Origin of the sequence: Quadrisphaera granulorum (assembly GCF_003149145.1) — a bacterium.
Classification (GTDB): Bacteria; Actinomycetota; Actinomycetes; order Actinomycetales; family Quadrisphaeraceae; genus Quadrisphaera; species Quadrisphaera granulorum.
This window is the reverse complement of record NZ_QGDQ01000001.1, coordinates 124,024-150,594: the sequence shown is the minus strand read 5'-3', so window position 1 is coordinate 150,594 and position 26,571 is coordinate 124,024. Positions and strand designations below refer to the sequence as shown.

The following is a 26,571-nucleotide window of genomic DNA, read 5'->3' as shown; positions in this document are numbered from 1 at the left end:
GGCACGAGGAGACCTGGCATGCGCATCGGCATCGACGTCGGCGGCACCAATACCGACGCCGTCCTCCTGGGCGACGACGACAGCGTGCTGGCGGCCGTCAAGAGCCCCACCACCTCTGACGTGTCCAGCGGCATCACCGCCTCCCTGGGCGCGCTACAGGACCAGCGGGCGTTCGACCCTGCTGGCGTCAAGGCGGTGATGATCGGCACCACGCACTTCATCAACGCCCTCGTCGAGGCGCGGCGCCTCGCCCCGACGGCCGCGCTGCGCCTCGGGCTGCCGGCCACGGCGGCTCTGCCGCCGATGGTCGACTGGCCGCAGCGGCTCGTGGAGGCGGTCTCCGGTCGCTCCTACCTGGCGCACGGCGGCCACGAGTTCGACGGACGGACCATCTCCGAGCTCGACCCCGACGAGCTGCGCCGCCACGCCGCCGACATGGCCGCGCACGGCGTGCGCAGCGTGGCCATCACGTCGGTGTTCTCTCCGGTCAACACGGAGTTCGAGCTGCGCGCGGCGGAGGTGCTGGCCGAGGAACTGCCCGACGTCGCGATCTCCCTGTCGCACCAGATCGGGCGGATCGGCCTGCTGGAACGCGAGAACGCCACCATCGTCAACGCCGCTCTCCGCGAGCTCGCCTCCGACATCGTCGGTGGCCTGTTCGCCGCGGTGGCGGGCGCCGGCATCGACGCGCCGATCTACCTCAGCCAGAACGACGGCACGCTCATGGACGTCGAGCACGCCCGCCGCTACCCCGTCTCCACGTTCGCCTCCGGCCCGACCAACTCCATGCGCGGCGCCGCGGTGCTGTCGGGCGTCACGACGTGCGCCGTCGTCGACGTCGGCGGGACGACGTCGGACGTCGGCGTCCTGACCCGCGGCTTTCCCCGCGAGGCGACCACCGAGGTGTCGGTGGCCGGGATCCGGACCAACTTCCGGATGCCCGACGTGCTCTCCATCGGCATCGGCGGCGGCTCGCTGGTCCGCGGCGCCGGCTCCTCGGCCACCGTGGGTCCGGACTCGGTGGGCTACCGCCTCACCGAGCGGGCGCTGGTCTTCGGCGGTGACACCCTCACCGCCACCGACATCGCCGTGGCCGCCGGCCGCGCCGACATCGGCGACCGCGCCCGGGTCGCGCACCTCGACAAGGAGCTCGTGGCTGCCGCCCTCGCGCGGATCGCGGCCGATGTCGCCGACGCGGTGGACCGGATGCGCACCTCCTCCCAGCCGCTACCGGTCGTGGCCGTGGGCGGCGGGTCGGTGCTGCTGCCGGAGCATCTCCCCGGCAGCGGCGAGGTGCTCCGCCCGGAGAACTTCGCGGTGGCCAACGCCATCGGCGCCGCCATCGCGCAGGTCGGCGGGGAGGTCGACAGGGTCTTCACCATCGAGCCGGGTCGGCGCGGCGACGTGCTCGAGGCTGCGCGCGCCGAGGCCGTCGAGCGCGCCATCTCCAACGGTGCCGTCCCGTCGAGCGTCGAGGTGCTCGAGATCGACGAGGTGCCGCTGCCCTACCTGCCCGGCGGCGCCACGCGGATTCGGGTCAAGGCCGTGGGTGACCTGTCCCTGACCGCCCGTTCGTCGGTCGACCTGCGCGAGCCGCTGCCGGTGGGGTCCCGGGCATGAGCGCGGCCACGGCACCACGGCAGCTGCGGGAGGTGGGGCTGGCGGAGGTCCGCGCCATCTCCCGCGGCGCCGCCGTCCTCGGCACCGGCGGAGGCGGCGACCCGCACATCGGTGCCCTCATGGCCGCCGCGGCCATCCGCGCCTACGGTCCCGTGGCCCTGACACCGCTGGCCGAGCTCCCTGACGACGCCGTGGTGCTGCCCGTGGCGATGATGGGCGCCCCCACGGTCATGGTGGAGAAGATCCCCTCGGCAGACCAGGTCGGCCGCGCCGTCGAGGCCCTCACTCGGCACCTCGGCCTGGGCGTCACGCACGTCGCGTGCATCGAGGCCGGAGGGGTCAACTCCCTGGTCCCGGTGGCCGCGGCCGCGGAGCTGGGCCTGCCGCTGGTGGACGGCGACGGCATGGGCCGCGCCTTCCCCGAGCTGCAGCAGGTGCTGCTCACGCTGACCGGGGTCCGGGCCACCCCCATGTCCGTGGTGGACGAGAAGGGCAACTGCGCGGTGCTCGACACCGTCGACAACCGCTGGGCCGAGCGCTTGGCCCGCTCGGTCACCATCGACATGGGCTGCTCGGCGATGATCTCCAACTACGCCATGGACGGCGCCGCAGCCCGCCGCGGCCTCGTCCCCGGGACGCTCTCGCTGGCCGCGTCCCTCGGTGATCTGCTGGAGCCCGGCGCTGCCGGAGACGACCCGGCGGCCGCCGTCGCCGAGCACCTGGGCGGCCGCGTGCTGGCCCGGGCCAAGGTGATCGACGTCGAGCGGCGCACCACCACGGGCTTCGCTCGCGGCACCGCGGTCCTCGAAGGCTCCGGCTGCGACGTGGGGCGCACGCTCACCATCGACTTCCAGAACGAGAACCTCCTCGTCCGCGACCGCCCTGCGGACAGGGACGACGACGGCGAACGCGTGATCGCCACCGCCCCCGACCTCATCTGCCTGCTCGACACCGCCACGGGCGCGGCGATCACCACGGAGCAGCTCCGCTTCGGCCACCGCGTCAGCGTGATCGTCGCCCCCTGCGACCCGCGCTGGCGTAGCCCGGAGGGCTTGGCGCTGGCCGGCCCCTCCGCGTTCGGCTACCCCGACGATGCCGTCCTCCTCGAAGGAGTCTCCGCATGAGCTGGCTGCTCGACGAGTCCCACCTGGCCGACCTCTCACGCGGCGCCACCCTGCTCGGCACCGGCGGCGGGGGCGACCCGTACATCGGCCGCCTTCTCGTCGCGGAGGCCATCAAGGAGCACGGCCCGATCACCGTGCTCGACCCCGACGAGGTGGACGACGACCTCTTCGTCATTCCCACCGCGATGATGGGCGCCCCCACCGTCATGGTGGAGAAGATTCCGCGCGGCACCGAGCCGGTGCTGGCCCTGCGCACCCTCGAGGCGCACCTGGGCCGTACGGCGCAGGCCACGATGCCCATCGAGTGCGGCGGACTGAACTCGATGATCCCGCTGCTCGTGGCGGCCCGCGCAGGGCTGCCGATCATCGACGCCGACGGGATGGGCCGCGCCTTCCCCGAGCTGCAGATGGAGACGTTCAGCGTCTACGGGGTGCACGCCTCCCCCATGGTGGTCGCCGGTGACCGCCACGAGACCGTCATCGTCGACACCGGCGACGACGACGTGCGCATGGAGCGCCTCTCCCGCGCCTGCGCCATCCAGTTCGGTGGCGCGGCGCTCATCGCCGAGTACGCGATGACGGGGGCGGACGTGAAGCGCGTGGCCATCCCGCGCACCCTGTCGCTGGGCATCGGCGCGGGCCGCGCCATCCGGGAGGCCCGCGAGGAGCACCGGGACCCGTTCGCGGCGCTCGCCGAGTTCTTCGCCGGGACCATCTACCAGAACGTGCGGCCGCTGTTCCGCGGCAAGGTCAGCGACGTCGAGCGGCGCACCGTCGGCGGCTTCACCCGCGGCGGGTGCACCGTCGCCGGCTTCGACGGTGGTGAGCTGGAGCTGCGCTTCCAGAACGAGCACCTGCTGGCCCTGCGCGACGGCGAGCCCGTGTGCGTGGTGCCCGACCTCATCTGCGTGCTGGACGACACCTCCGCCGAGCCCATCACCACGGAGTCCCTGCGCTACGGGCAGCGCGTGGTGGTGCTCGGCATCTCCACCCCGCCGATCATGCGGACGCCGGAGGCCCTCGCGGTGTTCGGTCCTGCCGCGTTCGGTCTGGAGCAGCCGTTCGTGCCGGTGGAGGAGCTCGTGTCCGAGCGGTTCTCCGAGCCCGTGGCTGTCTGAGCGGGCGCCTGACGTCGGCCTCACCGCTCTCGGGGGGCGTGCGGTGCCAGGGTGTTCCCCGTGCACGGCTCGCCCCCCGATGACGTGTGGGACCTCCGCAGGGTCACGGCAGCGGACGTCCCCGCGCTGGTGCGCGGCGCGGACGTGCTCGGGTCCGGCGGGGGCGGCGACGCCCGCCCGGCCGGGCTGATGTTCGGTCACGCCGTCGGTGACGGGTACGTCCGGCTGCTCGATCCCGACGGCGCCACCCACCTCGCCGTGTCCTTCGTCGGGATGGTGGGCGCCGCGAGCGCCTTCACCGAGGAGCTGGCCGGCGGTGGGGAGTTCGCCCGGGCGCTGCGCGCCATCGAGCGGTGGAGCAGGCGGAGCGCCACCGCACTCGCCTCCATCGAGGCGGCCGGGCTCAACGGCGTGACAGCGCTGGCCACGGCGGTGTGGTGCGACCTTCCCGTGGTGGACGTCGACCTGTGCGGACGTGCCCTGCCGCGGCTCGACCAGTTCTCGCTGGCCGTGGTGGACGGTGCGCTACCCCCTCTGGCGTTGGCGCTGCCCCGAGGGCAGGTGGTGCTCGTGGACGGCGGTGACGCCGTGCGCTGCGAGCGTGTGGTGCGCGCGGTGCTGGCCGCCGAGGGCGGTTGGGCCGCGCTGGCCACCGCGCCCGTGGTCCGCGAGGACTGGAGCCTCGAAGGTCCGGTGCGCGCCACGCGGCGCTGCCTGGAGCTGGGCGCACGGCTGGAGGCGCTGGGGACGTCGGCGTCTCCCGACGACGTCGTGGCAGCGCTGGGCGCCCGGCTGCTCGGCGCCGGCAGGGTGGTGGAGGTGGCCCGGCACGCGGGGGCGGGCTTCGGGCGGGGCTCGGTGTGCGTGCGCGACCAGCAGACCAGCGCGCTGCTGCGGCTGGAGATGGAGAACGAGTACCTCGTGGTCTTCGAAGACGGCGCCCCGGTGGCCACCGCTCCCGACCTGCTCGTGGTGGTGGAGCGGCGCACGGCGCGCGTCGTCGCGTGCGACAGGATCCGCCGCGGCGACGACGTCGTCGTGCTGCAGCTCCCCGCGCCCGCCTTCTGGGCCAGGCCCGAGCACGTCGGCCGGGTGATGCCGCGGTCGTTCGGTCTCGACGTCGACCCGGTGCTCGTGGCGCAGCCCGCCGGGGCTGCGTGGTGACCGGGTCGCTTGCTGGGTCCTTTGCCGGGCCCGGTGCGGTGACCGGCCCGGCGGTGGGCCCTTCGCTCGCCTCGGTCAGGGCGCTGCCGGAGTGGCGCAGTGCGGTGGTGCTCGCGGGTGACCCCGCGGGAGTGCCGCTGAGCAGAGTCGTCCTGCTCGACTCCCCCGATGAGCTGGGTACCGCTGCGGCGGTCGACGCGCTGGTGGTGCTGGCCGGGCCCTCGTGGCGCACGGCGCCGGCGTGGCGCCTGGACGCCGTGCTGCGCCGTGCTGCCGATGCCGGTGCCCGGGCCGCGCTCCTCGCGGGCACCGAGCCGCTGCCGGGCCCCACCCGGCTGCTGTGCACCCGCCTTGACCTGTGCGTCGTGGGGGCCGGCGGGCCGCTGCTCGACCTGGCGGCGTCCGCTGCGGTGCACCTCGCAGCTCCCGAGGTCGCCGCGGCACGGGCGGTGCTGACCGTCTCGCGCGCCGTCGCCGAGGGGAGGGTCACCGCCCCCGGTCCGCTCGTCGACCTGTGCTCCCAGCTGCTCGCGGTGCCCGTGGCACTGACGGACGCCTCCGGTGCGGTGCTGCACGGAGACCCGTCCCTGGTGGTGCCGAGACCCGACACGCCGGTGCCCCAGCGCGAACGCGGCTCCGACGGGGCCGGCAACGCGACCACTGGCGAGACCACGGTCGCGCGGCCGGTACTGCTCGCCGGGCTCCTCCCCGGACTGCGCAGCGTGCAGCGATGGCTCGTGGCCCGCGTGCCGACGTCCGCCGTCGTCGTCACCGACGATGTGCTGGCCGCGGCCAGCACCGCCGTCGCCGGATGGCTCGCTGCCGACCGCACCGCGGTGGAGCGCGACGCCCGCGGCCGCGCCGCACTGCTCACCGACGTGCTCAGGCTCACCGGCGAACCCAGCCCCGAGCTGCGCCAGCGCGCCGCGGCAGCCGGCTGGCCGATGGCCGGCTGGCACGTGGGCGTACGGGTCCGCACCGGGAACACCACCGACGTCGCGGGCCTGCGCCACGAGGCGCTGAGGTGCGCCTCAGAGGCCGGCCTGCAGCTGGTGGTGGCCGAGCACGGTGACGGCTGGAGCGGCTGGTGGAGCAGCGACAGGTCTCCCAGCGCCGTGGAGGTGCGGCACCTGGCGGAGCGCTTCCGGCGTCTGCACAACGCACTGCGCCACATCACCGGGTGCGCCACCGGGGTCGGCAGACCTCACCAGGGACCGGCAGGCATTGCGAGAACGCTCTCGGAGGCCACCGACGCCGCTCTGCTGGCCGCCGGACGCCCCGAGCAGGGACGGTTCCTCCACGTCGACCAGCTGGGCGTGGCCCAGACGCTGCTCGCGTGGACCCGCACGGAGACCTTCGAGCCGGCGGCCCGCAGTCTTCTGGAGCCCCTGCTCTCCGACCCCTCGCTGGTGCAGACCCTGCGGGTCTACCTCGACGCGGAATCGTCACTGTCGGAGACCGCGACCACCCTCGGCATCCACCGCAACACCGCGGCCCAGCGTGTGGCCCGCATCGAACGGCTCCTCGGCGTCAGCCTGAACGACCACGAGCAGCGCCTGGCACTGCAGCTCGCCTGCCGCGCTGTCGGACCGAGAACCTAGCCCTAGAGCCTCGCCCGCCCTAGAACCTGAAGGACGCGACCTCGCGGCGCAGCTCCGAGGCACGGCCCGCCAGGTCGTCCACAGCACTGCGGGTCTGCGCCAGCGCGGCGCTCGTCGAGGTGGCCGCACCGGCCATCGAGTCCGCGCTCGCGGCGATCCTGTCGGCGCCACCGGCGGCTTCCACCGCGGAGCGCGACATCTCCTGGGTGGTGGCCGTCTGCTGCTCCACCGCCGCGGCGATGGTCGACTGGTGCGCTGAGATCTCCTGGATGACCTCGGAGATCGCGGCGATGGCCGCGACGGCACCGCTGGTGCCCTGCTGGATGGTCTCCACGCGCCGCGCGACGTTCTCCGTGGCGGCGGCGGTCTCGCGGGCGAGCTCCTTGACCTCGGCGGCCACCACCGCGAAGCCCTTGCCGGCCTCGCCGGCGCGAGCGGCCTCGATGGTGGCGTTGAGGGCGAGCAGGTTGGTCTGCTCGGCGATGGAGGTGATGGCCTTGACGACGTCGCCGATCTCCCGACTGGCAACCCCCAGGCCGGTGACGGTCTGCGTGGCGGTCGAGGCGGCCTCGACAGCGGTGTTGGCCACGCGCGTCGCTTCGCCGGTGGAGCGCGCGATCTCGCGGATCGCCGAGCCCATCTCGTCGGCGCCGGCCGCCACCGTGCGCACGCCCGAGGAGACCTCCCCGACCGTGTCCGCCACCGACCGCGTCTGCGCGCTCGCCTCCTGCGAGGAAGCGGCCAGCTGAGCGGCCGTGCCGCGCAGCTGCTCGGAGGCGCTGGCGACGGCGTCGGCCTGTGCGGCGGCTCCGGAGAGCACGGTGCGCAGCGAGCCGAGCGCGCGATCCAGCGCGGCAGCGGTGACGCCGAGCTCGTCGGCGCGGTGCAGGTCGGCGCTGCGGGTGAGGTCGCCGTCCGCGAGCGCGGTCACCACGTCCGTGACGGTGCGCAGCGGCCTGGTGACCGACCGGGTGACGGCGACGCCGAGCGCGCTTAACACCGCCAGGGAGATGGCGGCGGTGGTGGCCAGGGAGACCAGGGCCGTGCGGAACTGGGCGGCAACACCTGCCCGTGTCTGCTCCACACCGGCGTCGACGGCGTCACCCACGGTCGGCATCGACTCTTCGAGCGCGCTGAAGGCCTTCTGGAAGGCGGGGAAGGCGGCCAGAGCGGCGGCCGGGTCGCCGACGGCGAGGGCGGAGGCATCGGCAGCGGCCTTGAGGTAGGCGTCGACGTCGGGACGGACGGCGGTGACCGCGGCCGTCACGTCGGCGCTGAGCCCGCTGTCAGCGACGGCCTGCAGGTGGTCGTTCAGTGCCTTGGAGTGCTCGGCGAGGTCGGCGGCAGCGGCCTGGCGGTCGGCGGCGTCCTTGGTGACGATCATGCGGAGCAGGTCCCCGCGGACGGCGTCGTGCATCATGTCCGCTTCGAGCGCCTCCTGGGTGGCGTGGTTGCTCGCGCTGAGGGCATCGACCTCACGGGCGACGTCGCGCAGCGCCGCCACGGCGAAGCCGCCCATCGCGACCGTCGCCAGTCCACCCACGGCCACGAGGACTGCGAGCTTGCCTCCCAGGCGGATGTCCGCCCACCGCGTCATCGCCACGTCGGCCCCCTCGAGAGCAGGCGCCGTCTGCACCTATACCTCTCCCCATCGGTTCGCTGGCGGCGGACTTGAGGCAGGGTCAGGAGCTGGGGCCTCCCCAGCGCAGGCTGGTGTACGCCTTGGCAGATTTCGGCATGCGCGTCTTCGGGGTGACCAGGAGGAACTTGCGGTTGGAGCCGTCCATGTCCACGTTGAACTGGACTTCGTAGAGCAATTCACCGGCCCCGGTGCCGCCGTGGCGGGAGAAGAACTCGTGCATCTTCTGCACGAACACGGGGTAGTCGCCCTCGTCGGCGTTGCCGGACCACTCCGACACCGCCAGCGGTAGGCCGACCTGCTTCGCGAAGTCCAGGTGGCCCTGCAGACCCTTGGGTGCGCCGAAGGCGTCCTTCGAGGTCATCGACGCGTCCCACTGCTCCGCGGTCTCGATGGCGCCGAACTGGTTGTAGTAGTCGACGCCCATGACGTCGACGAGCCCGTCGCCGGGGTACAGCTCGCGCCAGTCGTACCCGGACTTCGACGACTCCCGGTTGAAGCAGAGCACGAGCTTCGATGCGGAGAACACGGCCTGCTGGATGGAGCGGTAGCGGTCCCACGCCGTCTTGAAGTCGGCGACGTCGTCCGAGACGACCTTCCATGGGTACCAGTCGCCGTTCATCTCGTGGGCGAACCGGATGTAGGCGGTGGCCTGGCGGTCTCCCCAGATGTCACGGAGCAACGTCAGCGACTGGCGCCAGCGGTCCTCGTAGGCGCCCGCCGCGGCCTGGGCCCAGGTCTCCCCGTGGTTTTTCATGTCGATGGCGCCGAGGGAGATGTCCAGCGGCTTGTCCCAGGTGGCGAACTCCGCCCCCGGCTGCAGCGTGTACAGCTCGAGCTGCGCCTCGTTGTTGTCGAACCACGTGGCCGACACCGCGATGTCGCTGCCGCGGGCGGCGGCGTACGCGCCGTCAGCCACGCCTTCTCCCGCGGCACCGGAGATCCAGGACCGGGGGACGAAGGAGGACGACGACGGCGACGGCGCGGCGCCGTCCTCGTCTCCCCCGCCGAACCGCACCGCTGCCCAGGTGGCGAGCCCAGCGGCGGCGACAGCGCCGACGCCCGCGCCGATCACCGCGCGGCGTGACGGCTTCGCGCCGCCTGGGCGCTTCTCTCCGGCGTGCTCGCCCGGCACCTCGGCGGACTGTTGGGCGGACTGTTGGGCGGGAGCTTCGGCCTGCTCAGGCGCCGGCGAACGCTCGACCATCGGTGACTCCCCTCGCATCGTGAGATCAGATGACCACACGGACCTGGGAGCAGCAACGTCGACAGGCAGGTGCACCCGCCCGGGCGCACAGACCGCAGCCCGAAACGCGCCTTGACCCAGGGTCAGACGTTGAAGCGGAACTCCACGACGTCGCCGTCGGTCATGACGTACTCCTTGCCCTCGATGCGGGCCTTGCCGCTCTTGCGGGCCTCCGCCACGGAGCCGGCCGCCACGAGGTCCTCGAAGCCGATGACCTCGGCCTTGATGAAGCCCTTCTGGAAGTCGGTGTGGATGACGCCGGCTGCCTCGGGCGCGGTGGCGCCGCGGCGGATGGTCCACGCGCGCGACTCCTTGGGGCCGGCTGTGAGGTAGGTCTGCAGGCCGAGGGTCTCGAAGCCCGCGCGCGCCAGGATGTCGAGTCCGGGCTCGCTCTGGCCGACGCTGGCGAGGAGCTCGGCGGCTTCGTCGTCGTCGAGCTCGGCCAGGTCGGCCTCGAGCTGGGCATCGAGGAACACCGCTTGGGCGGGCGCCACGAGGGAGGTCAGCTCGGCACGGCGCGCCTCGTCGACGAGGCCGGCCTCGTCGACGTTGAAGACGAAGAGGAACGGCTTGGTGGTGAGCAGACCGAGGGTGCGCAGCTGCTCGACGTCCACTCCGGCGGCGCCAGCTCCGGCGAACAGGGTGATGCCCTGGTCGAGCACGCCCTGTGCCGCGACCGCCGCCGCGAGCACCGCGGGGTCGGTTTTCTTGCCCTTGACCTCCTTCTCGAGGCGCGGCACCGCGCGCTCGAGGGTCTGCAGGTCGGCGAGCACGAGCTCGGTGGCGATCGTCTCGATGTCGGCCTTGGGGTCGACGCGACCGTCGACGTGGACGACGTCCGGGTCGGCGAAGGCACGGACCACCTGGCAGATCGCGTCGGCCTCGCGGATGTTGGCGAGGAACTTGTTGCCCAGGCCCTCGCCCTCGGAGGCGCCGCGGACGATGCCCGCGATGTCCACGAAGGTCACGGTGGCGGGCACCGTGCGCTCACTGCCGAACACCTCGGCGAGCCTGTCGAGCCGCGGGTCGTTGAGGGGGACGACGCCCGTGTTCGGCTCGATCGTCGCGAACGGGTAGTTCGCCGCCAGCACCGAGTTCTTCGTCAGGGCGTTGAAGAGGGTGGACTTGCCGACGTTGGGCAGGCCGACGATGCCGATGGTGAGCGCCACGGGAAGGGGAGCCTACGCGAGCGCGGCGTCAGTCACGGCGACGCGCCGTGCTGCGCAGTTCAGGCACGGGCTGTCGGTGCCGCGTGGGACCGTCGAGGACGTGGACGCGCTCTCGCTGCTGGTGGTGCTGCTCGCCCTCGTCGCGGGGGCGGCGGTCGGCGCTGCGGGCGCATGGCAGGTGGTCATCGGGCGCGAACGGCTCCGGGCCGCGCAGGTAGCCGCCGAGCGAGACCTGCTCGCGTCCCGGGTCGACGTGCTCGAGGCCCAGCTGGCTTCCGAGCACGAGGAGGAGCGGGAGCTGGCCGCCGTCCTGGCGCCCGTGAGCAGCTCGGTGGCGCGCATCGAGCGGCAGGTGCAGCAGCTCGAGCGCGATCGTGCCGAGCAGTACGGGCGCCTCGGGGCCACGCTGCAGCAGGTCGCCGCCTCCGGGGAGGCGCTGCGCCACCAGACCGAGTCGCTGGCGGGCGCGCTCCGCTCCCCCAACGTGCGCGGCGCCTGGGGCGAGGTGCAGCTGCGCCGGGTGGTGGAGCACGCCGGGATGCTCGAACGGGTCGACTTCGACGTGCAGGCCGTCGGTGTCAACAGCGACGGCGAGGCGGTGCGCCCCGACGCCGTCGTCCACCTGCCCGGGGGCAAGCACGTCGTGGTCGACGCGAAGGCGCCGCTGGCGGCGTTCCTCAACGCGCGTGACGGTCTGGCGCCCGGGGCGGCGCTCGGCGAGCGGCGCGCCGCCGCGGCGGCCACCGAGCACGCTCGCGCGCTGCGCGGCCACGTCGAGGCCCTGGCCGGTAAGCAGTACTGGACGGCGTTCCAGCCCGCCCCGGAGATCGTCATCTGCTTCGTCCCCGGTGAGGCCTTCCTCGCCTCGGCCTGCGAGGCCGACCCGGCCCTGCTCGAACACGCCATGGCCCGCAAGGTGGTGCTGGCCACGCCCACCACACTGTTGGCCCTGCTGCGCACGGTCGCCATCACCTGGCAGCAGGCGGCGCTGTCCGACGGCGCGCGCGAGCTGTTCACCATCGGCCGTGAGCTGCACGGACGGCTCGCCACCCTCGGGGAGCACACGGGCAAGCTCGGCCGAACCCTGGCGCGCGCCGTCGACGACTACAACAAGGTCGTCGGCACCCTGGAGACCCGCGTGCTGGTCTCGGCACGGCGGATGGGCGCGCTCGACCTCACCGACGTCACCGTGCCCGACGTCCCCGTCGTCGACACCCTGCCCCGTCCCCTCACGGCCCCCGAGCTCGTGGTGCCACCCAGCAGCCACGACGGGCGCCAGACGGTCACCGACCTGACCGGCCCGCCGATCCACGCCCAGCGGAGCGTCTAAATCGTCCGCCTGAGCCGCCGTCCGAACCCCGGCGCGGAGACACGGTTCACTAGGGTTCCGGCGTGCCTGACCGCTACCTGCCGATCGAGGAGCACGGTGTCATCGGAGACCTGCGCACCACCGCGCTGGTCGGCACCGACGGCACCGTCGACTGGTACTGCCCGGCCCGCTTCGACGCGCCGTCGCTGTTCGCGTCGTTGCTCGACGCCGACCGCGGCGGCTCCTTCCGGCTCAGTGCCCGGACGGCCTCCCGGCCCAAGCAGCTGTACCTGCCCGACACGAACATCCTGCTGACGCGCTTCCTCGGCAGGGACGCGGTGGGTGAAGTCGTCGACTTCATGGTCCCGGAGACCTCCAGCACCGCAGCCCCGCGCGACCTCCTGGTCCGCCGCGCGCGGGCCGTGCGCGGCCGGGCGGAGTTCACCCTCGACTGCTCCCCCGCCTTCGACTACGGACGAGCGCGTCACGAGGTGCACCTCGTGGACGGAGTGGGCGCCGTCTTCACCTCCCCCGCCGGGCGCTTCGTCCTGCGCGTCAAGCCACCGGTGCACCTGAAGGTGGTGGAGCGCGGGCGCGGCGGCCCCGGCGTCGTCGCCGAGCTCGCCCTGGAGGACGGCGAGCAGGTCGACGTCGTCCTGGAGTGGCGCGGCGAGGTGCACCCGCTGAAGGACGGGGAGGTCGACGAGCTCTTCGAGACCACCAACGACTACTGGCAGCGGTGGTCGGCGAAGTCGCGCTACCGCGGCCGCTGGCGCGAGGTGGTGCAGCGCTCCGCGCTGACGCTCAAGCTGCTCGTCTACCACCCCACCGGCGCGCTGGTCGCCGCACCGACGACGTCGCTGCCGGAGGCGCTCGGGGGCTCACGGAACTGGGACTACCGCTACTCCTGGCTGCGCGACGCCGCGTTCACCACCTACGGCCTCATGCGACTGGGGTACCTGGACGAGGCGTCGGCGTTCATGGACTGGGTGCAACGGCGCTGCGAGGCCGCCGACGCCGAACGCGACGTTATGATCATGTACGCGGTGGACGGCAGCGAGCACATCCCCGAGCAGGTGCTCGACCACCTCGAGGGCTACCGCGGCTCACGCCCGGTGCGCATCGGCAACAACGCCGTCGGTCAGCGCCAGCTCGACGTCTACGGCGAGCTCATGGACTCCGTCTACCTCTTCAACCGCGAGGTGCCGATCTCGTGGGACCTGTGGTCCACCCTGTCGCGCCGGCTCGACTGGCTGGCCGACAACTGGGACACCCCCGACGAGGGCGTCTGGGAGGTCCGCGGCCCCCGGCAGCGGTTCACGTACTCGGCACTCATGACGTGGGTCGCGTACGACCGCGCCGTCCGCCTGGCCCGCTCCCGCGGGCTGCCGGCGCCCACCGAGCGGTGGCGGCGCCTGGGCGCCAAGGCCTACCGCTTCGTGCAGGAGGAGTGCTGGGACCCCGAGCTCGGCGCCTACACGATGTACCCGGGCAGCCGCACGCTCGACGCCTCGCTGCTGGTCATGCCGCTGGTGAAGTTCTCCGGCCCCACCGACCCGCGCTTCCTGTCCACGCTCGACCGGATCGGCGACACGCTCGTGGCGGACAGCCTCGTCTCCCGCTACGCCATCGACGGCCACGACGGTCTCGACGACGACGAAGGCACCTTCAACCTCTGCTCCTTCTGGTACGTCGAGGCGCTCACCCGGGCCGGGCGGCTGCGGGAGGCGCGCCTGACCTTCGAGAAGATGCTCACCTACGCCAACCACCTGGGGCTGTACGCCGAGGAGATCGGCCCGGCCGGGGAGGCCCTGGGCAACTTCCCGCAGGCGTTCACGCACCTGGCGCTCATCAGCGCGGCCGTGAACCTCGACCGCGCCCTCGGCGGCTGACCCGCCCCGTCGTCGTCCTGCCCTGCCCTGCCCTGCCCTGCCCTGCCCTGCCGCGACGATCAAGCACCTCCGCGCCACCCTCACCGCGACGATCAAGCGGATCCGCGTCACCCTCACCGCGTCGATCAAGCGGATCCGCGTCACCACATTCGCCTGCGGATCTTCGGTTCCAGGCCCAACAGCTCCCCGACGGCGCGCTCGAGGTTCATGTCCCAGCCAAGGACGTCGCCCTTGCGCACCGGCCACACGGTCCAGCCGTAGTCGCGGCGGAGCCTCTCGCGGCGATCGTCGTCACGGTCGCGGTCGTCGTCCTTGGAGTGGTCCTCCTCGCCATCGAACTCGATCGCACGACGCACCTCCCGCCACCCCATGTCGAGGCGAAACGCGCCTGGACGCTCCTCGGGCACCCAGATCTGAGGCTCGGGTCGCGGGAAGCCCGCGTCGATGACGCGCAGCCGCGTCCACGACTCGCCGAATGACTCCGACTTCGGCTCGCACAGCTCCAGGGTCCGCTTGCCCCGCCCCATCCACCGCTGCCGCTCGGGCCACTCCTCGTAGCGCTGCCGCAGCGACGCGGGGTCGATGAGGCCGGCGTGGGCCATGGCGTCCACCACGGCCAGTCCCATGTGCGGCGCGAGGAACCTCGCGACGTCGAGCGCAGTCCGGTCGACGCTCGTCACAGGGATCCCGCCCACCGCGATGACGTCTCCGGCCGGAAGCCGGTCGTGATGGGTGATCAGCCCCCGGCGCCGTGGCAGGAGGAGCCCGGAGCTGGGGTCGACGACGCACTCCAGCTGCAGCGGACCTCCGCGTTCGTGCGGTGCGCGCGGGTCGAAGCCGTGGATCCACGCCGCCGTGCCCCTCGTGGCCGCGGCCCCCTCGGGCATCGCGAGCGCCAGAATCTGGATCCGCACGGCGTCGTCATCAACGGTCCGGGCGTCGCAGTACACACCGGTGACCGGCTCGCAGAGGAGGCCGGCGGCGAGATACCTGTCGACCGTCCGCTGACTCACCCCCACGCTGCGGAGGTCACGTCGGGTGAACGGCAGGAGCGGTTCACGAGGCGGCATCCGTCGGTGAGACACCGTCGCAGAGTGGCGGGGAGAGCCCTCACCCCGCTTCGGTCATCCACAGGCGAGCGGTTACCTGTGGACAACTGCGTGGGGTGGCGCGGATCTGCTTGATCGTCGCGGGGAAGTGGCGCGCAGGCGCGTGATCGTCGCGGAGGGGCGTGGGTGGGTCAGCGGACGCCGTAGGCGCGCACGGCAGCCCGGACGGCGGTCAGCGCCGCCTCGTCGACGCGGTCCGCGGGCTGGTCGGAGGAGCCCAGGCGTGACCCCACCACGTCCAGCGGCACGTCAGCCGGCGCGCAGCCACGAAAGGCCGCCTCCTCCCGCAGCACCGCCCACACGCGGACCACGGCCTCCCGCACCCGCTCGTGGGAGGCGTCGGGCACCGCCTCGCGCACCACCGGCACGAGCCAGTCAGCGTCGAACGTGCCGGCAGGCGGCCCGAACACCCGCTCCCCGGAGACCCAGTCGCCCCCCAGCGGGCCACCGCCAGCACCAGGCACCTGCGTCAGCTGGTCGAGCAGGACGACGACGCGCCGCCGCGCCCCGAGCCGCCCGTGGGCGTCAGCCCGAGGTTGGTGCGCAGCTCGCGCGGCAGCGAGAAGACGAGGTCCTCGGTGGCGGTGCGGACCTCCTCCGGCTCTCCGTAGCCGCGATCGGCGAGGGAGGCCAGCACGTCGTCGACGAGGACCTCCGGCACCGAGGCGCCCGAGGTCACCCCCACGACGTCCACGCCGTCGAACCACTCGTCGCGCAGCTCGGCGGCGGAGTCGACGCGGTAGGAGGACGTCGCCCCGTGCTGCAGCGCCACCTCGACGAGGCGCACGGAGTTGGAGGAGTTGGCCGAGCCGACCACGATCACGAGGTCAGCGCGAGCGGCCACCTTCTTCACCGCGACCTGGCGGTTCTGCGTGGCGTAGCAGATGTCGTCCGAGGGCGGGTCCGCCAGCTGCGGGAACTTCTCGCGCAGGCGGCGGACGGTCTCCATGGTCTCGTCGACGGACAACGTGGTCTGCGACAGCCAGACCACCCGGGAGGGGTCGGGAACCTCGATGGCGTCCACTGATTCGGGTCCGTCGACCAAGGTGACGTGGTCGGGGGCCTCGCCCGCGGTGCCCTCGACCTCCTCGTGGCCCTCGTGGCCGACCAGGAGGATCGAGTACCCGTCTCGGGCGAAGCGCACGGCCTCGCGGTGGACCTTGGTGACCAGCGGGCAGGTGGCGTCGAGGGTCTGCAGCGACCGGGCCGCGGCGGCCTCGCGGACCGCCGGGGAGACGCCGTGGGCGGAGAAGACGACGCGGGCGCCCTCGGGCACCTGGTCGGTCTCGTCGACGAAGACGGCGCCGCGACGGCTCAGCACCTCGACGACGTGCTTGTTGTGGACGATCTCCTTGCGCACGTAGACGGGGGCGCCGTAGTGCTCGAGGGCCTTCTCCACCGTCTCGACCGCCCTGTCGACCCCGGCGCAGTAGCCACGGGGCGCTGCGAGCAGCACCTGCTTGCGGCGGGGCCCCCCATCGCGCGCGTCGGCGGCTGCGCCGTCCACAGGGGCGGCGTTCGTCTCCAGCGCTGTCACACGTCCATCGTAAGGTCGCGGCGTGGTGGAAGCCGGAGCGCAAGCGGCCGAGCGGGGGGCCGGACAGAAGCAGGCAACCCCTGCCCCGGCGCTCCCGCCGACCGCCGCGCAGACCAGCGCGGAGCACCCGTGGCCGGTGCGGCTGCTCACCATGAAGATCAGCGACTACGTGGCGAAGATGCCGCAGGTCTGGGTGGAGGGCCAGGTGGTCCAGGCCACCCGGCGCCCTGGGACGACGACGGCATACCTCACCCTCCGCGACACCGACGTCGACATGTCCCTGCCGGTCAGCGCCCACGTGCGCCTGCTCGACGCGCTGCCCGGGGGGCTCGCCGAGGGCGCCCGCGTGGTGGTGCGGGCCAGCCCCGAGTTCTGGACCAAGCGCGGCGTGCTGCAGCTGCAGGCCACCGACATCCGCCCGGTGGGCGTGGGCGAGCTGCTGGCGCGCATCGAGCACCTCAAGCGCGTGCTCGCCTCCGAGGGCCTGCTCGACGAGCACCGCAAGAAACCGCTGCCGTTCCTGCCGCGCTGCGTGGGTCTGGTCTGCGGGCGCGCCAGCGCGGCCGAGCGCGACGTGGTGCGCACCGCCAGCGACCGCTGGCCCGGTGTCCGCTTCGAGATCCGGCAGGTGGCCGTGCAGGGCACCGGCGCGGTGTCCGAGGTGAGCGCGGCCGTGGCCGAACTCGACGACCACCCCGACGTCGACGTCATCGTCGTCGCCCGCGGCGGCGGCTCCCTGGAGGACCTGCTCCCCTTCAGCAACGAGGCCCTGTGCCGCGCGGTGGCCGCCTGCGCCACGCCCGTGGTGAGCGCGATCGGGCACGAGGTCGACAACGTCCTGCTCGACCTCGTGGCGGACGTGCGCGCCTCCACCCCCACCGACGCCGGACGGCGCGTGGTCCCCGCGGTCGCCGAGGAGCTGGCGGGTCTCGAGGTCGCTCGCTCCCGGCTGCGGCGCACGGTGCTGCGCCTTGTCGACTCTGAGCAGACCCACCTTGCGCAGCTGCGCTCGCGCCCGGTGCTGGCCGACCCGCGCGCCCTGCTCGCCGAGCCCACCCGCACGGTCACCGAGGCCCGCGAGCGCGGGCGCCGGGCGCTGGAGGGTCGGCTGCGCGAGCAGGCGGGGGTGCTGGCGGGGTTGACCGCGAGCGTGCGGGCGCTGAGCCCTGCGGCTGTGCTGGAGCGCGGGTACGCGGTGCTGCAGACCGACGAGGGCCAGGTGGTCCGCTCTCCCGAGGACGCCCCGGCCGGTGAGTGGCTGCGGGCGCGGCTGGCGCGTGGGTCGATCGTCGTTGAGGTGGTCGACAGCGAAGACGACGAGAACTTCCAGGAGGACGACGATGGCTGACGCACCGGCACTGCCCGAGGAGATCGCACAGCTCGGCTACGAGCAGGCGCGCGACCAGCTGGTCGAGGTGGTGCGCCGCCTGGAGACCGGCGGCGCGAGCCTGGAGGAGTCGCTGCGCCTGTGGGAGCGCGGCGAGGCGCTGGCCACGCGGTGCCAACAGTGGCTGGACGGCGCCCGCGAGCGTCTGGAGGCGGCTCGCTCCCAGGGCTGAGCGTCAGTCCGGCGACAGCCGCACGTCAGCCTTGCGCCGCCGGGGTCCCGACGGAGGCGACGGCGGCCTGAGCGAGCGTCTGGAGCGCGGCGTCGTCCCCTCGGCTGGTCACGGCGACGGCCGGGCCCGTGACGTCGGCGGTCGGGTTGGTCGCCGGGTCGCTGACCAGGGTGATGCCGCGGGTGTCGGCGTTGGTCCACACGTCCCAGGTGCGCCCGGCGAGGTCGCGGGTGCCGTCGGCGACAGCAGCCTCACCGGCCACGCCCTCCACCCACCCGGGTGTGGTGGCCTGGGTGACGCTGATGCCGCCGTAGGCGCCGGCCGGGTCGAGGTAGCCGACGTGGAAGGTCGGCAGGCCCTCCGCGGCGTCCGGGCCGAAGCGGGTGGTGGAGGGCTTCCACCCCTCGGGCAGTGACGGCACGCTCGCGGTCAGGCCGCTGGCGGTGGCCTGCGCCGCGGTGGCGGCGACGTCGGCAGGGGGTCGGTGGTCACCGGGCGGGCGAGCGGTGATGAAGACGAGCACCAGCACGAGCCCCAGCACGAAGAGCATGGTGCGGAGCATGTCGCCGGGTGTCTCGAACCCCCGTGGCCGCTTGCCCGCAGGGGGCGGCACAGGGTTCGCTGCTGACCGGACCTCGCTCACCCCACCATGCTCGCACTCGCACGGGTGAGGTCACGGCGATCGCTGCCGCTACAGTCCGCTTCCCAGCGTCCGCACCGGGCGCGTGACAGGAGGTCACCCGTGAGCTCTGTGCTCGTCATCGGCGAGGCGTTGGTCGACGTCGTCCACTCCGCCGACGGCAGCGCCCGGGAGTACCCCGGCGGCAGTCCGTTGAACGTGGCCATCGGCCTGTCGCGGCTGGGTCGTGCCACGCAGCTGCTCGCCCACCTGGGCGATGACGAGCGCGGCGCGGCCGTCCTGGCCCACCTGCGGGCCTCCGGAGTCGAGATCGTCGACGGCACCGTGCGGCCCGGCGCGACGTCTACCGCTCAGGCGACGCTGGCGGCCGACGGGTCGGCCTCGTACGTGTTCGACCTCACGTGGGAGCTGCCCGAGGGTTCGGCCCTTGACGCGGCGCTGCCGGAGGCTCCCCTGGCGGTTCACACCGGGTCGATCGGCTCGTGGTTCGAACCGGGCGCCGGGGCTGTGAGCCAGCTGGTGCAGCGCTACCGCGCCACCGCCACCACCTCGTTCGACCCGAACGTGCGGCCTTCGCTCATGGGTGACCCGACGCTGGTGCGCGAGCGCATCGACGCGCTCATCGATCACTGCGACGTGGTGAAGCTGTCCGACGAAGACGCCGACTGGCTCCAGCCGGGCGGCGACCACGAGGCCTTGCTGGCCTCCTGGGTGGACCGCGGCGTGTCGCTCGCTGTGATGACCCGCGGGGCGCAGGGCCTGGTGGCCCGGGCGCGCAGCGGACGCGCGGAGGTGCGGGCTCAGAAGGTGACGGTGGCCGACACCGTCGGCGCCGGTGACTCGGTGATGGCGGCCCTCATCGACGGTCTCGCCGAGCACGACCTGCTGGGCGCTGCGCGCCGCGAGGCGCTGCGCGACATCCACAACGACGACGTGCAGACCCTCCTCGCGCACGCCGCGCGCGTCGGCGCGATCACCGTGTCCCGTCCGGGCGCCGACCCGCCGTGGCGCCGGGAGCTGCTCGGCGTCTGAGGGCTGACCTCAGGCGTCGGCGCTCACGCGTCGGTGGTGGCCCGCAGCAGGGCGAGGGCGTGCGCGGAGCTGCTGCCCGGCGGCGCCGTGTACAGCACCATGCGCTGGCCGTCGGCCTCTAGGAGCTCCATGACCTGGAAGTCGACGTCCAGGTCACCCACCTGAGGGTGCCGCAGCAGCTTGGTGCCGCTGGAGCACTTGACCACCCCTTGCCGGCTCCACAGCGCCGCGAACTCGGGGCTGGAAAGGCTCAGCTCCCCCACGAGCTCGGCGAACGCCGGATCGTCGACGGCGGCCCCCGCGAGGAAACGCAGACCAGCGACGACGCGTGACGCTTCGTCCCGCCACTCGCGGAACACTCCGCGGACGTGCGGGTCGAGGAAGACCATCCGCGGGAAGTTGGGCCGGGCCGCCGGGTCGTCGGGTGCCTCGAAGGGGAGGTGACCGGCGAAGAGCGCGTGGCCGCTGCGGTTCCAGCCGAGCACGTCGTTACGGCGCCCGAACAGGATGGCCGGGACCTCGTCGACGGCTGCGAGGACCTGGCTCGCCGCGGGGGTGGCGTGCTCGGCCCGGCGAGGACGACGACGCGAGGCGTGGCGCGGACCGGCGAGGGCCAGCAGGTGCGTGCGCTCGTCGTCGGTGAGGAGGAGCGCCCGGGCGAGAGCCTCCAGGATCGGCACCGACGCCGTCGTCGCCGTCCCCTGCTCCAGCCGGGTGTAGTAGGCGACCGAGACCCCGGCGATCTGGGCCACCTCCTCGCGCCGCAGGCCCTGCACCCGACGCCGGCCGTAGCTGTGCACTCCCGCGCGCTCAGGGGTGAGCGCCTCCCGGCGGGCCCGCAGGAAGTCACCCAGCGGACCGGGCGGACGCGACGGTGACGAGGGCTGGCGCGTGGCGGACGGCGGAGGGGCAGACACGGTCACCGAGCCATGATCGATGATGCGCGCCGTCCTCAGCCTGACCCTGCCGCTGGTAGGAAAACGCAGGACCTGGCTGGCCACCGCCCTCCCCCGCCACCGTCGAGACCTCCGCAATCGCTCCATCCAGGAGGTCCGATGCCCACGTCAGCCGCGTCACCAGCTCCCGCAGCACCCCCATCAGCTCCCTCGGCGCCATCAACGCGGCTCTCCCTCCGCGAGCGCCTGGCCGTGCTCGTGCTGTTCACCGCCAGCTTCACGCTGGCGGTCGACTTCTCGATCCTCACGGTGGCGCTGCCGCGGATCGGGAGGGACGTCGGCCTCGGCGTCGACGACCTGCAGTGGGTCACTAGCGGCTTCGCGGTGTGCGCGGCCGGTTTCACCCTGCTGTTCGGGCGCCTTGCCGACCTGGTGGGGCGCCGGCGGATCTTTCTGCTCGGCGCGGCCCTGCTGGGTGTCGCCTCCCTCGTTGGCGGGTTGGCCACCGACCCCGCGGTGCTGCTCTCCTCTCGGGTGGCCCAGGGCGTGGCGACGGCGATGGTCACGCCCGCCGCGCTGTCGCTGCTGACCACCGCGTTCCCCGAAGGGCCCGCCCGAGACCGTGTGCTCGGCCTCAACAGCGCGCTCATGGCGGCGGGGTTCACGTGCGGGGCCCTGCTGGGCGGTGTGCTCACCGAGGCGGTGAGCTGGCGGTGGGCCTTCTTCCTCAACGTGGCGGTGGCGGCGTTCGTGCTGGTGGCGGGGCCGCTGTCACTGCGCGAGGCAGCCGGGACCTCGCCGGGGCGGGCCACTGGCGCACCTCGTGAGCGCCTGGACGTGCCGGGGGCTCTCACGGTGACCACGGCGCTGGTCGCGCTGGTCTTCGCCATCTCGCGGGCGGGCACCCACAGCTGGTTCGACCCTGCGGTGGCGGGCGCTCTGGCCGTTGCTGTGGTCTCTGCGGCGGTGTTCGTGTCCGTGGAGCGTCGCGCCGCGCACCCGCTGGTGCGGCTGGAGGTGCTGCGCCAGCGCCAGGTGAGCTGGGGGAACCTCACGCTGGTCACGGTGTTCGCCACCGAGACAGCGTTGGTGTTCGTGCTCACCCTGCACCTGCAGGAGGTGCTGGGGTTCTCGCCGCTCGTCACCGGCCTGGTGTTCGGGGCTCTCGGCGTCGCGTCCGTCACCGGTGGGGTGCTGGCCCCTCGCGTCATCGCCAAGGCCGGGGTGACGCGCACGATCTGCCTGGGCTTCCTCGTGCAGGGGGCCGCCGTCGGGGCGCTGGCGCTGGGAGGTGACCAGCGGGCGTGGGTGCTCCCTCTGACGGTGCTGGGTGTGGTCACGGGGGTGGCCCACCTGCTCGCCATCGTGGCGGGGGTCGTGTCTGCTACCTCGGGAGTGCCGGACGAGCTGCAGGGCATGGCCACGGGCCTGGTGACGATGTCCCAGCAGGTCGGGATGACGCTCGGCACGCCGGTGCTGGCGGCGGTCATCACGGCCTTCAGCGCCGGTGGCGCCGCGGGCGGCCTGCTGCCCGGCGTGCGCGCGGCACTGGTGGTGGACGCCGCGCTGTGCCTGGTCGCAGCCGCCGCGGTGGGTTTCGCGTTGCGCACGCGGTCACCACGCGCTCAGTGACGATCACGACGGGCGGTACCGGTGCGTCTGCGGCATCATGCGGCCGTGCCCGTGCTGCCGCCCTCCGTCCGCCCAGACAGCCCGCCGCCCTCTGCAGAGCGGCCTTCGACTCCAGCCCAGGCGTGGGCAGCCCTCGCCGCGGGCAACGAACGGTTTGTGGTGGAACGGAGCTCGGAGGTCGGCACCGCCTCCAAGCGCGCCGAGCTGGTCACCGAGCAGCGTCCGTTCGCGCTGGTGGTGGGCTGCTCGGACTCCCGCGTCCCGGCGGAGTTCGTCTTCGACGCCGACCTGGGCGACCTCTTCGTCGTGAGGACGGCGGGGCACGTGGTCGACTCCGCGGTGCTCGGCTCCGTCGAGTACGGGGTGGACGTGCTGGGCGTGCCGCTCGTCGTCGTCCTCGGCCACGAGCGGTGCGGTGCGGTGGGCGCAGCCCTGGACGCGCTCGACGGCGGCTCCGTGCCCGGCGGGTACGTCCGCGACATCGTCGAGCGGGTCGCCCCGAGCATCCTCGTGGCGCGGCATGGCCGGGCCCGCGACGACGACCCGGCCGTCGAGGCCACCATCGTGGGCGCCGCCCACGTCAAGGCCACCGCCAACCTCCTCCGCGACCGTTCCTCGGCGCTGGCCCGCGCCGTCGAGGCGGGCCGCGCCGCCGTCGTGGGTGCCGCGTACGAGTTGGCCACCGGGCGCGTGACGCTGCTCGAAGGCGCCGACTCGGTCAACGCCTGAGGGCCGGCGTGACCGCAGCCGGTCCGATAGGGATCGGGTTAGGAGGAGTCGGGCCGGTAGGAGTCGGACCGGTCTGGACCGAACTCGGCCGCGCTGACGGTGTCTCCGGTGAGGTGGTGCTGCGCCGCCGCGACACGGCCCCCGGAGAGGTTGCACTGGTGGAGCTGGCGGTCGGTGGGGTCCTCGTCATGGACGACGGCGACGCCTCCACCGAGCGCCTCCTCGCCAGCGTCGCGCTCGACCTCCTGGGAGCCGACGAGGCTGCCAGGAGCGACGACGGCGGCGGGTGGCGCGTGCTCGTCGGGGGCCTCGGGCTCGGATTCACCCTCGCCGAGGTGCTCACCGACGCCCGCGTGGTCCGCGCGGTGGTGGTGGAGCTCGAGCCGAGCGTCGTCGAGTGGGTGCGCGCGGGGCTTGTGCCCGCCACCGCTGACGTGCTGGCGGACCCGCGGGTCGACGTCGTCGTCGACGATGTCGCCGCTGCGCTGCGCGCGGCGGAGCCTGCCTCGCTCGACGCTGTGCTCCTCGACATCGACAACGGCCCCGGCTTCCTCGTGGCGCCGACCAACACCCACCTGTACGACGACGCCGGCCTGGCAGCGGCTGCGGCGGCGCTGGCGCCCGACGGGGTGCTGGCCGTGTGGTGCTCCCACGAGCCGTCGGCGCTGGCCGCTGTCGCGCGCGGCACACGAGGTCTGCGCGACGTCCAGATCGTGCGGCAGGTAGTGGAGCGGGAAGGCCGCTCGCTGGAGTACTGGCTGGTGGTGGCCCGCGGTGCCGCCCGATCGGGTGGTCACGTGCCGGGAGCCGGTGTCGGCGCGCCGAGCGGTTCTGCGACGATCGGCACCATGGTTGACGCGAAGGGCCCGACGGTGGGCACGGTAGATGGCGCGGAGTACCGCATCGAGCACGACACCATGGGTGAGGTCCGCGTTCCCGCGGCAGCCCTGTGGCGCGCGCAGACGCAGCGCGCCGTCGAGAACTTCCCCATCAGCGGCACCCCGCTGGAGCGCAGCCACATCGAGGCCCTGGCGCGCGTCAAGAAGGCCGCGGCACTGGCCAACGCCGAGCTGGGTGTGCTCCCCCAGGCCGTGGCGGACGCGATCGCAGCCGCCGCGGAGGAGGTGGCCACCGGCGCCCACGACGACCAGTTCCCCGTCGACGTGTTCCAGACCGGGTCGGGCACCAGCTCGAACATGAATGCCAACGAGGTCATCGCCACGCTCGCCAGCCGTTCCCTCGGCGAGGCCGTGCACCCCAACGACCACGTCAACGCCTCCCAGTCCAGCAACGACGTCTTCCCGACGTCGGTGCACGTGGCGGCCACCAGCGCCGTCGTCAACGACCTCGTGCCGGCCCTGGAGCAGCTCGCCGCCTCCCTGGAGGCCAAGGCGTCGGAGTTCGCGCAGGTCGTGAAGTCGGGGCGCACCCACCTCATGGACGCGACCCCCGTGACGCTCGGGCAGGAGTTCGGCGGGTACGCCGCGGCGGTCCGCTACGGCATCGAGCGGCTGCAGGCGGTGCTGCCCCGCGTGGCCGAGGTGCCCCTGGGCGGCACCGCGGTGGGCACCGGCATCAACACCCCCGCCGGGTTCCCGCAGCGCGTCATCGAGCTGCTCGCCGAAGACACCGGCCTGCCGCTCACCGAGGCACGCGACCACTTCGAGGCACAGTCCGCGCGTGACGGCCTGGTGGAGCTGTCGGGTCAGCTGAAGACCATTGCCGTGAGCCTGACCAAGGTCAACAACGACCTGCGGTGGATGGGATCCGGCCCCAACACGGGCCTAGGCGAACTGCGCATCCCCGACCTCCAGCCGGGCTCCTCGATCATGCCGGGCAAGGTCAACCCGGTCATCAACGAGGCCGTGCTCATGGTGTGCGCCCGCGTCATCGGCAACGACGCGACCGTCGCCTGGGCGGGCGCGTCGGGCGCCTTCGAACTCAACGTGCAGATCCCGGTGATGGCGCTCGGCGTGCTGGAGAGCACGCGACTGCTCGCCAACGGCTCCCGGGTGCTGGCCACCAAGGTGGTCGACGGGCTCGAGGCCGACGTCGAGCAGGCCCGCCACTACGCCGAGGCCTCGCCCTCGATCGTCACACCGCTCAACCGCGTCATCGGCTACGAGGCGGCCGCCAAGGTGGCCAAGCACGCCGTGGCCAAGGGCGTCACGGTGCGCCAGGCCGTCATCGACCTGGGCTTCGTCGAGCGCGGTGAGGTCACCGAGGCTCAGCTCGACACGGCCCTCGACGTCATGGCGATGACCCGCCCGCCCACAAAGGCCTAGCCTCACCAGCGCAGGAGAACGCCCGAGGGCCCCGCAGACCAGGTCTGCGGGGCCCTCGGGCGTTCGTGTCAGCCGGCGGTGTGAGCCGGGCAACCGGTCAACACCAGCGACAGATCAGTACCAATTGACGGCCTGGCTGTGGCCCCAGGCCCGGCACGGCGTGCCGTAGACGTCAGCGATGTAGTCCAGGCCCCAGGCGATCTGAACGCGGGGATCGTCGACCCACCCTTCACCGTGGGAGGCCATCTTCTTCCCGGGCAAGGCCTGCGGGATGCCGTAGGCGCTCGACGAGGGGTTGTCCGCGGACCACTTCCACCCGGACTCCTTGGTCCACAGGCGGTCCAGGCACTGGAACTGGCCGGCATCCCACCCGCGGGCGGCGACCAGCGGGGCCGCCACCGACCGGGGGTCGGCCTGGGCGGCCGCCAGAGCCGCCTGCTCCGCTTCGGCGGCCCGCTGCTGCTCGGCTGCGGCCACCGCCTGGCGTGCCTCAGCCGCCGAGACCTGTGATGCCTCGTCGTGGAGCTCGGTGTCGGCCTCGTCGGCCACCTTCTGGTCCTGCAGGTCCTGGATCCGCTGCTGCGCCTGGGCGACGGGATCGTCGGACACTGCGACGGCCCCGGCGTCCGCAGTGGCCGCGCTGGGTGCAGAGTCCGCGCCGGCTGAGGCCGCAGGAGCTGTCGGAGCAGCCGCACGGTCGAGGCTGCGGCTCGCGCCCTGCCCGCGCTCGCCGGCCAGCTCCCCGAGCAGCTGCGCGTCGGCGGCGGCGCGAGGGGCTTCGTCGCCAGCGGCGCGCCACACCGCGGCGACGCGCTCATGCGTGGTCGGACCCGCCTCGGAGGTCGTCCCCGTCGGCGTGAGGAGGGACGCACCCGATGCCGTCAGCACCACGGCGCCTGCGGCCAGCAAGCCGGTGGCGGTGCGCACCGGTCCGCGGGATGGACGTCGACGGGGTGACGGACGGAGCACTCAGGGCCTTCCAGACCAGCGCACCCGCGTGGGCGCGCAGCACGGAGCCCCGGGTGGTCCGCGAGGACCCGGGGGAAGGCGGGTCTGGTGCGAGTGGGCCCGGAGGGCGCCACCGCGACGCGGCAGGCGGGCACCACCGGCGGGCCCGGAGCGCTGTCGGTCACCGACAGTGCCATCCCGGCGTCCGGTCTGTCCAGGTTCAACCATCGCAGCCCAGGTCAACGTGAGAACGGTCACGAGCAAGGGGGCCATCTGGGCGACCTTGATCACCGTGAGTGATCATTCGCGACCGGAGGTACTG

General features: G+C 73.3%; 22 protein-coding genes and 1 pseudogene. 14 read left to right on the top strand and 9 right to left on the bottom strand.

Annotation, left to right across the window (positions count from 1 at the left end; all coding sequences use genetic code 11):
* The first annotated feature begins 18 nt into the window (after positions 1 to 18).
* From BXY45_RS00640 to BXY45_RS00620, 5 genes are read left to right on the top strand one after another with little or no spacing between them, the layout of a single operon-like run.
* Positions 19 to 1,620 carry a hydantoinase/oxoprolinase N-terminal domain-containing protein gene (locus BXY45_RS00640; protein ID WP_109772363.1) on the top strand — a complete coding sequence of 534 codons (1,602 nt, stop codon included), beginning with the start codon at positions 19 to 21 and terminating at the stop codon, positions 1,618 to 1,620.
* Positions 1,617 to 2,744, top strand: coding sequence for an S-methyl thiohydantoin desulfurase family protein (locus BXY45_RS00635; RefSeq protein WP_109772362.1), 1,128 nt, complete (start codon positions 1,617 to 1,619; stop codon positions 2,742 to 2,744). The genes BXY45_RS00640 and BXY45_RS00635 overlap by 4 nt, the downstream gene beginning before the upstream one ends.
* A complete protein-coding gene (locus tag BXY45_RS00630; RefSeq protein WP_109772361.1) occupies positions 2,741 to 3,862 on the top strand; it encodes an S-methyl thiohydantoin desulfurase family protein in 1,122 nt (373 codons plus the stop codon). The genes BXY45_RS00635 and BXY45_RS00630 overlap by 4 nt, the downstream gene beginning before the upstream one ends.
* 60 nt (positions 3,863 to 3,922) lie before the next feature.
* On the top strand, positions 3,923 to 5,026 hold the full coding sequence (locus BXY45_RS00625) for an S-methyl thiohydantoin desulfurase family protein (protein ID WP_211319116.1): 1,104 nt from the start codon (positions 3,923 to 3,925) through the stop codon (positions 5,024 to 5,026).
* Between the two features lie 53 nt (positions 5,027 to 5,079).
* Positions 5,080 to 6,627 (top strand): helix-turn-helix domain-containing protein, encoded by a 1,548-nt coding sequence (locus tag BXY45_RS00620; protein WP_211319115.1) that lies wholly within the window; start codon positions 5,080 to 5,082, stop codon positions 6,625 to 6,627.
* 19 nt (positions 6,628 to 6,646) lie between these two features.
* Here BXY45_RS00620 and BXY45_RS00615 read toward each other — a convergent pair whose 3' ends face one another.
* From BXY45_RS00615 to ychF, 3 genes are all read right to left on the bottom strand, one after another.
* Positions 6,647 to 8,224 carry a methyl-accepting chemotaxis protein gene (locus BXY45_RS00615; protein ID WP_245961612.1) on the bottom strand — a complete coding sequence of 526 codons (1,578 nt, stop codon included), beginning with the start codon at positions 8,222 to 8,224 and terminating at the stop codon, positions 6,647 to 6,649.
* A gap of 85 nt (positions 8,225 to 8,309) precedes the next feature.
* Complete coding sequence (locus BXY45_RS00610) at positions 8,310 to 9,473, bottom strand: glycosyl hydrolase (RefSeq protein WP_170131242.1); 1,164 nt, start codon at positions 9,471 to 9,473, stop codon at positions 8,310 to 8,312.
* A 122-nt stretch (positions 9,474 to 9,595) separates the two neighbouring features.
* Positions 9,596 to 10,681: a redox-regulated ATPase YchF gene (ychF, locus tag BXY45_RS00605; RefSeq protein WP_109772358.1), complete on the bottom strand. Its 1,086-nt coding sequence runs from the start codon at positions 10,679 to 10,681 to the stop codon at positions 9,596 to 9,598.
* Positions 10,682 to 10,781: 100 nt separating this feature from the next.
* Here ychF and BXY45_RS00600 point away from each other — a divergent pair, with 100 nt between their 5' ends.
* Together BXY45_RS00600 and BXY45_RS00595 are read left to right on the top strand one after the other, a co-directional pair.
* Positions 10,782 to 12,011: a DNA recombination protein RmuC gene (locus BXY45_RS00600; RefSeq protein ID WP_170131241.1), complete on the top strand. Its 1,230-nt coding sequence runs from the start codon at positions 10,782 to 10,784 to the stop codon at positions 12,009 to 12,011.
* Between the two features lie 62 nt (positions 12,012 to 12,073).
* A complete protein-coding gene (locus BXY45_RS00595; RefSeq protein ID WP_109772356.1) occupies positions 12,074 to 13,882 on the top strand; it encodes a glycoside hydrolase family 15 protein in 1,809 nt (602 codons plus the stop codon).
* 140 nt (positions 13,883 to 14,022) lie between these two features.
* Here the strand turns inward: BXY45_RS00595 and BXY45_RS00590 are convergent, their stop codons facing one another.
* The 3 genes from BXY45_RS00590 to BXY45_RS00580 form a co-directional block, all read right to left on the bottom strand.
* Entirely contained in the window at positions 14,023 to 14,895 is an 873-nt protein-coding gene (locus BXY45_RS00590; RefSeq protein ID WP_109772355.1) for a type IV toxin-antitoxin system AbiEi family antitoxin, read from the bottom strand.
* A 227-nt stretch (positions 14,896 to 15,122) separates the two neighbouring features.
* Entirely contained in the window at positions 15,123 to 15,455 is a 333-nt protein-coding gene (locus tag BXY45_RS00585; RefSeq protein ID WP_109772354.1) for a hypothetical protein, read from the bottom strand.
* Positions 15,456 to 15,460: 5 nt separating this feature from the next.
* Positions 15,461 to 16,498: a 4-hydroxy-3-methylbut-2-enyl diphosphate reductase gene (locus tag BXY45_RS00580; RefSeq protein ID WP_342799494.1), complete on the bottom strand. Its 1,038-nt coding sequence runs from the start codon at positions 16,496 to 16,498 to the stop codon at positions 15,461 to 15,463.
* 55 nt (positions 16,499 to 16,553) lie between these two features.
* On the opposite strand from BXY45_RS00580, the gene xseA reads away from it, so the two are divergent.
* On the top strand, positions 16,554 to 17,876 hold the full coding sequence (gene xseA / locus BXY45_RS00575) for an exodeoxyribonuclease VII large subunit (RefSeq protein WP_109772655.1): 1,323 nt from the start codon (positions 16,554 to 16,556) through the stop codon (positions 17,874 to 17,876).
* Positions 17,869 to 18,087, top strand: coding sequence for an exodeoxyribonuclease VII small subunit (locus BXY45_RS00570; RefSeq protein WP_109772353.1), 219 nt, complete (start codon positions 17,869 to 17,871; stop codon positions 18,085 to 18,087). Before xseA ends, BXY45_RS00570 begins: the two co-directional genes overlap by 8 nt.
* A 25-nt stretch (positions 18,088 to 18,112) precedes the next feature.
* Here the strand turns inward: BXY45_RS00570 and BXY45_RS00565 are convergent, their stop codons facing one another.
* Positions 18,113 to 18,700, bottom strand: a complete 588-nt coding sequence (locus BXY45_RS00565) for a DUF4245 family protein (protein ID WP_109772352.1) — start codon at positions 18,698 to 18,700, stop codon at positions 18,113 to 18,115.
* A gap of 129 nt (positions 18,701 to 18,829) precedes the next feature.
* Here BXY45_RS00565 and BXY45_RS00560 point away from each other — a divergent pair, with 129 nt between their 5' ends.
* Positions 18,830 to 19,759: a carbohydrate kinase family protein gene (locus BXY45_RS00560; protein WP_211319114.1), complete on the top strand. Its 930-nt coding sequence runs from the start codon at positions 18,830 to 18,832 to the stop codon at positions 19,757 to 19,759.
* A gap of 23 nt (positions 19,760 to 19,782) precedes the next feature.
* On the opposite strand, the gene BXY45_RS00555 is transcribed toward BXY45_RS00560, so the two are convergent.
* Positions 19,783 to 20,682, bottom strand: a complete 900-nt coding sequence (locus BXY45_RS00555) for a helix-turn-helix transcriptional regulator (RefSeq protein WP_245961573.1) — start codon at positions 20,680 to 20,682, stop codon at positions 19,783 to 19,785.
* Between the two features lie 132 nt (positions 20,683 to 20,814).
* Here BXY45_RS00555 and BXY45_RS00550 point away from each other — a divergent pair, with 132 nt between their 5' ends.
* The 4 genes and pseudogenes from BXY45_RS00550 (at position 20,815) to BXY45_RS00540 (ending at position 25,301) form a co-directional block, all read left to right on the top strand.
* Positions 20,815 to 22,287 (top strand): MFS transporter, encoded by a 1,473-nt coding sequence (locus BXY45_RS00550; protein ID WP_109772349.1) that lies wholly within the window; start codon positions 20,815 to 20,817, stop codon positions 22,285 to 22,287.
* Positions 22,288 to 22,446: 159 nt separating this feature from the next.
* Positions 22,447 to 23,016: a carbonic anhydrase gene (locus BXY45_RS00545; protein WP_245961572.1), complete on the top strand. Its 570-nt coding sequence runs from the start codon at positions 22,447 to 22,449 to the stop codon at positions 23,014 to 23,016.
* Positions 23,017 to 23,204: 188 nt separating this feature from the next.
* Positions 23,205 to 23,642, top strand: a pseudogene (locus BXY45_RS24640) (spermine/spermidine synthase domain-containing protein); the annotation flags it as partial.
* Between the two features lie 222 nt (positions 23,643 to 23,864).
* Complete coding sequence (locus BXY45_RS00540) at positions 23,865 to 25,301, top strand: class II fumarate hydratase (protein WP_342799493.1); 1,437 nt, start codon at positions 23,865 to 23,867, stop codon at positions 25,299 to 25,301.
* A gap of 114 nt (positions 25,302 to 25,415) precedes the next feature.
* Here BXY45_RS00540 and BXY45_RS00535 read toward each other — a convergent pair whose 3' ends face one another.
* Entirely contained in the window at positions 25,416 to 26,228 is an 813-nt protein-coding gene (locus BXY45_RS00535; protein ID WP_109772347.1) for an aggregation-promoting factor C-terminal-like domain-containing protein, read from the bottom strand.
* Positions 26,229 to 26,571: the final 343 nt, after the last annotated feature.

What these genes read in the sequence shown, in the direction of transcription:
- BXY45_RS00635 (WP_109772362.1), top strand. Translation starts at nt 1,617, where the DNA reads ATGAGCGCGGCCACGGCACCACGGCAGCTGCGGGAGGTGGGGCTGGCG.
- BXY45_RS00570 (WP_109772353.1), top strand. Translation starts at nt 17,869, where the DNA reads ATGGCTGACGCACCGGCACTGCCCGAGGAGATCGCACAGCTCGGCTAC.
- BXY45_RS00610 (WP_170131242.1), bottom strand. Translation starts at nt 9,473, where the DNA reads ATGGTCGAGCGTTCGCCGGCGCCTGAGCAGGCCGAAGCTCCCGCCCAA.
- BXY45_RS00640 (WP_109772363.1), top strand. Translation starts at nt 19, where the DNA reads ATGCGCATCGGCATCGACGTCGGCGGCACCAATACCGACGCCGTCCTC.
- BXY45_RS00630 (WP_109772361.1), top strand. Translation starts at nt 2,741, where the DNA reads ATGAGCTGGCTGCTCGACGAGTCCCACCTGGCCGACCTCTCACGCGGC.
- BXY45_RS00615 (WP_245961612.1), bottom strand. Translation starts at nt 8,224, where the DNA reads ATGACGCGGTGGGCGGACATCCGCCTGGGAGGCAAGCTCGCAGTCCTC.
- BXY45_RS00540 (WP_342799493.1), top strand. Translation starts at nt 23,865, where the DNA reads ATGGTTGACGCGAAGGGCCCGACGGTGGGCACGGTAGATGGCGCGGAG.
- BXY45_RS00550 (WP_109772349.1), top strand. Translation starts at nt 20,815, where the DNA reads ATGCCCACGTCAGCCGCGTCACCAGCTCCCGCAGCACCCCCATCAGCT.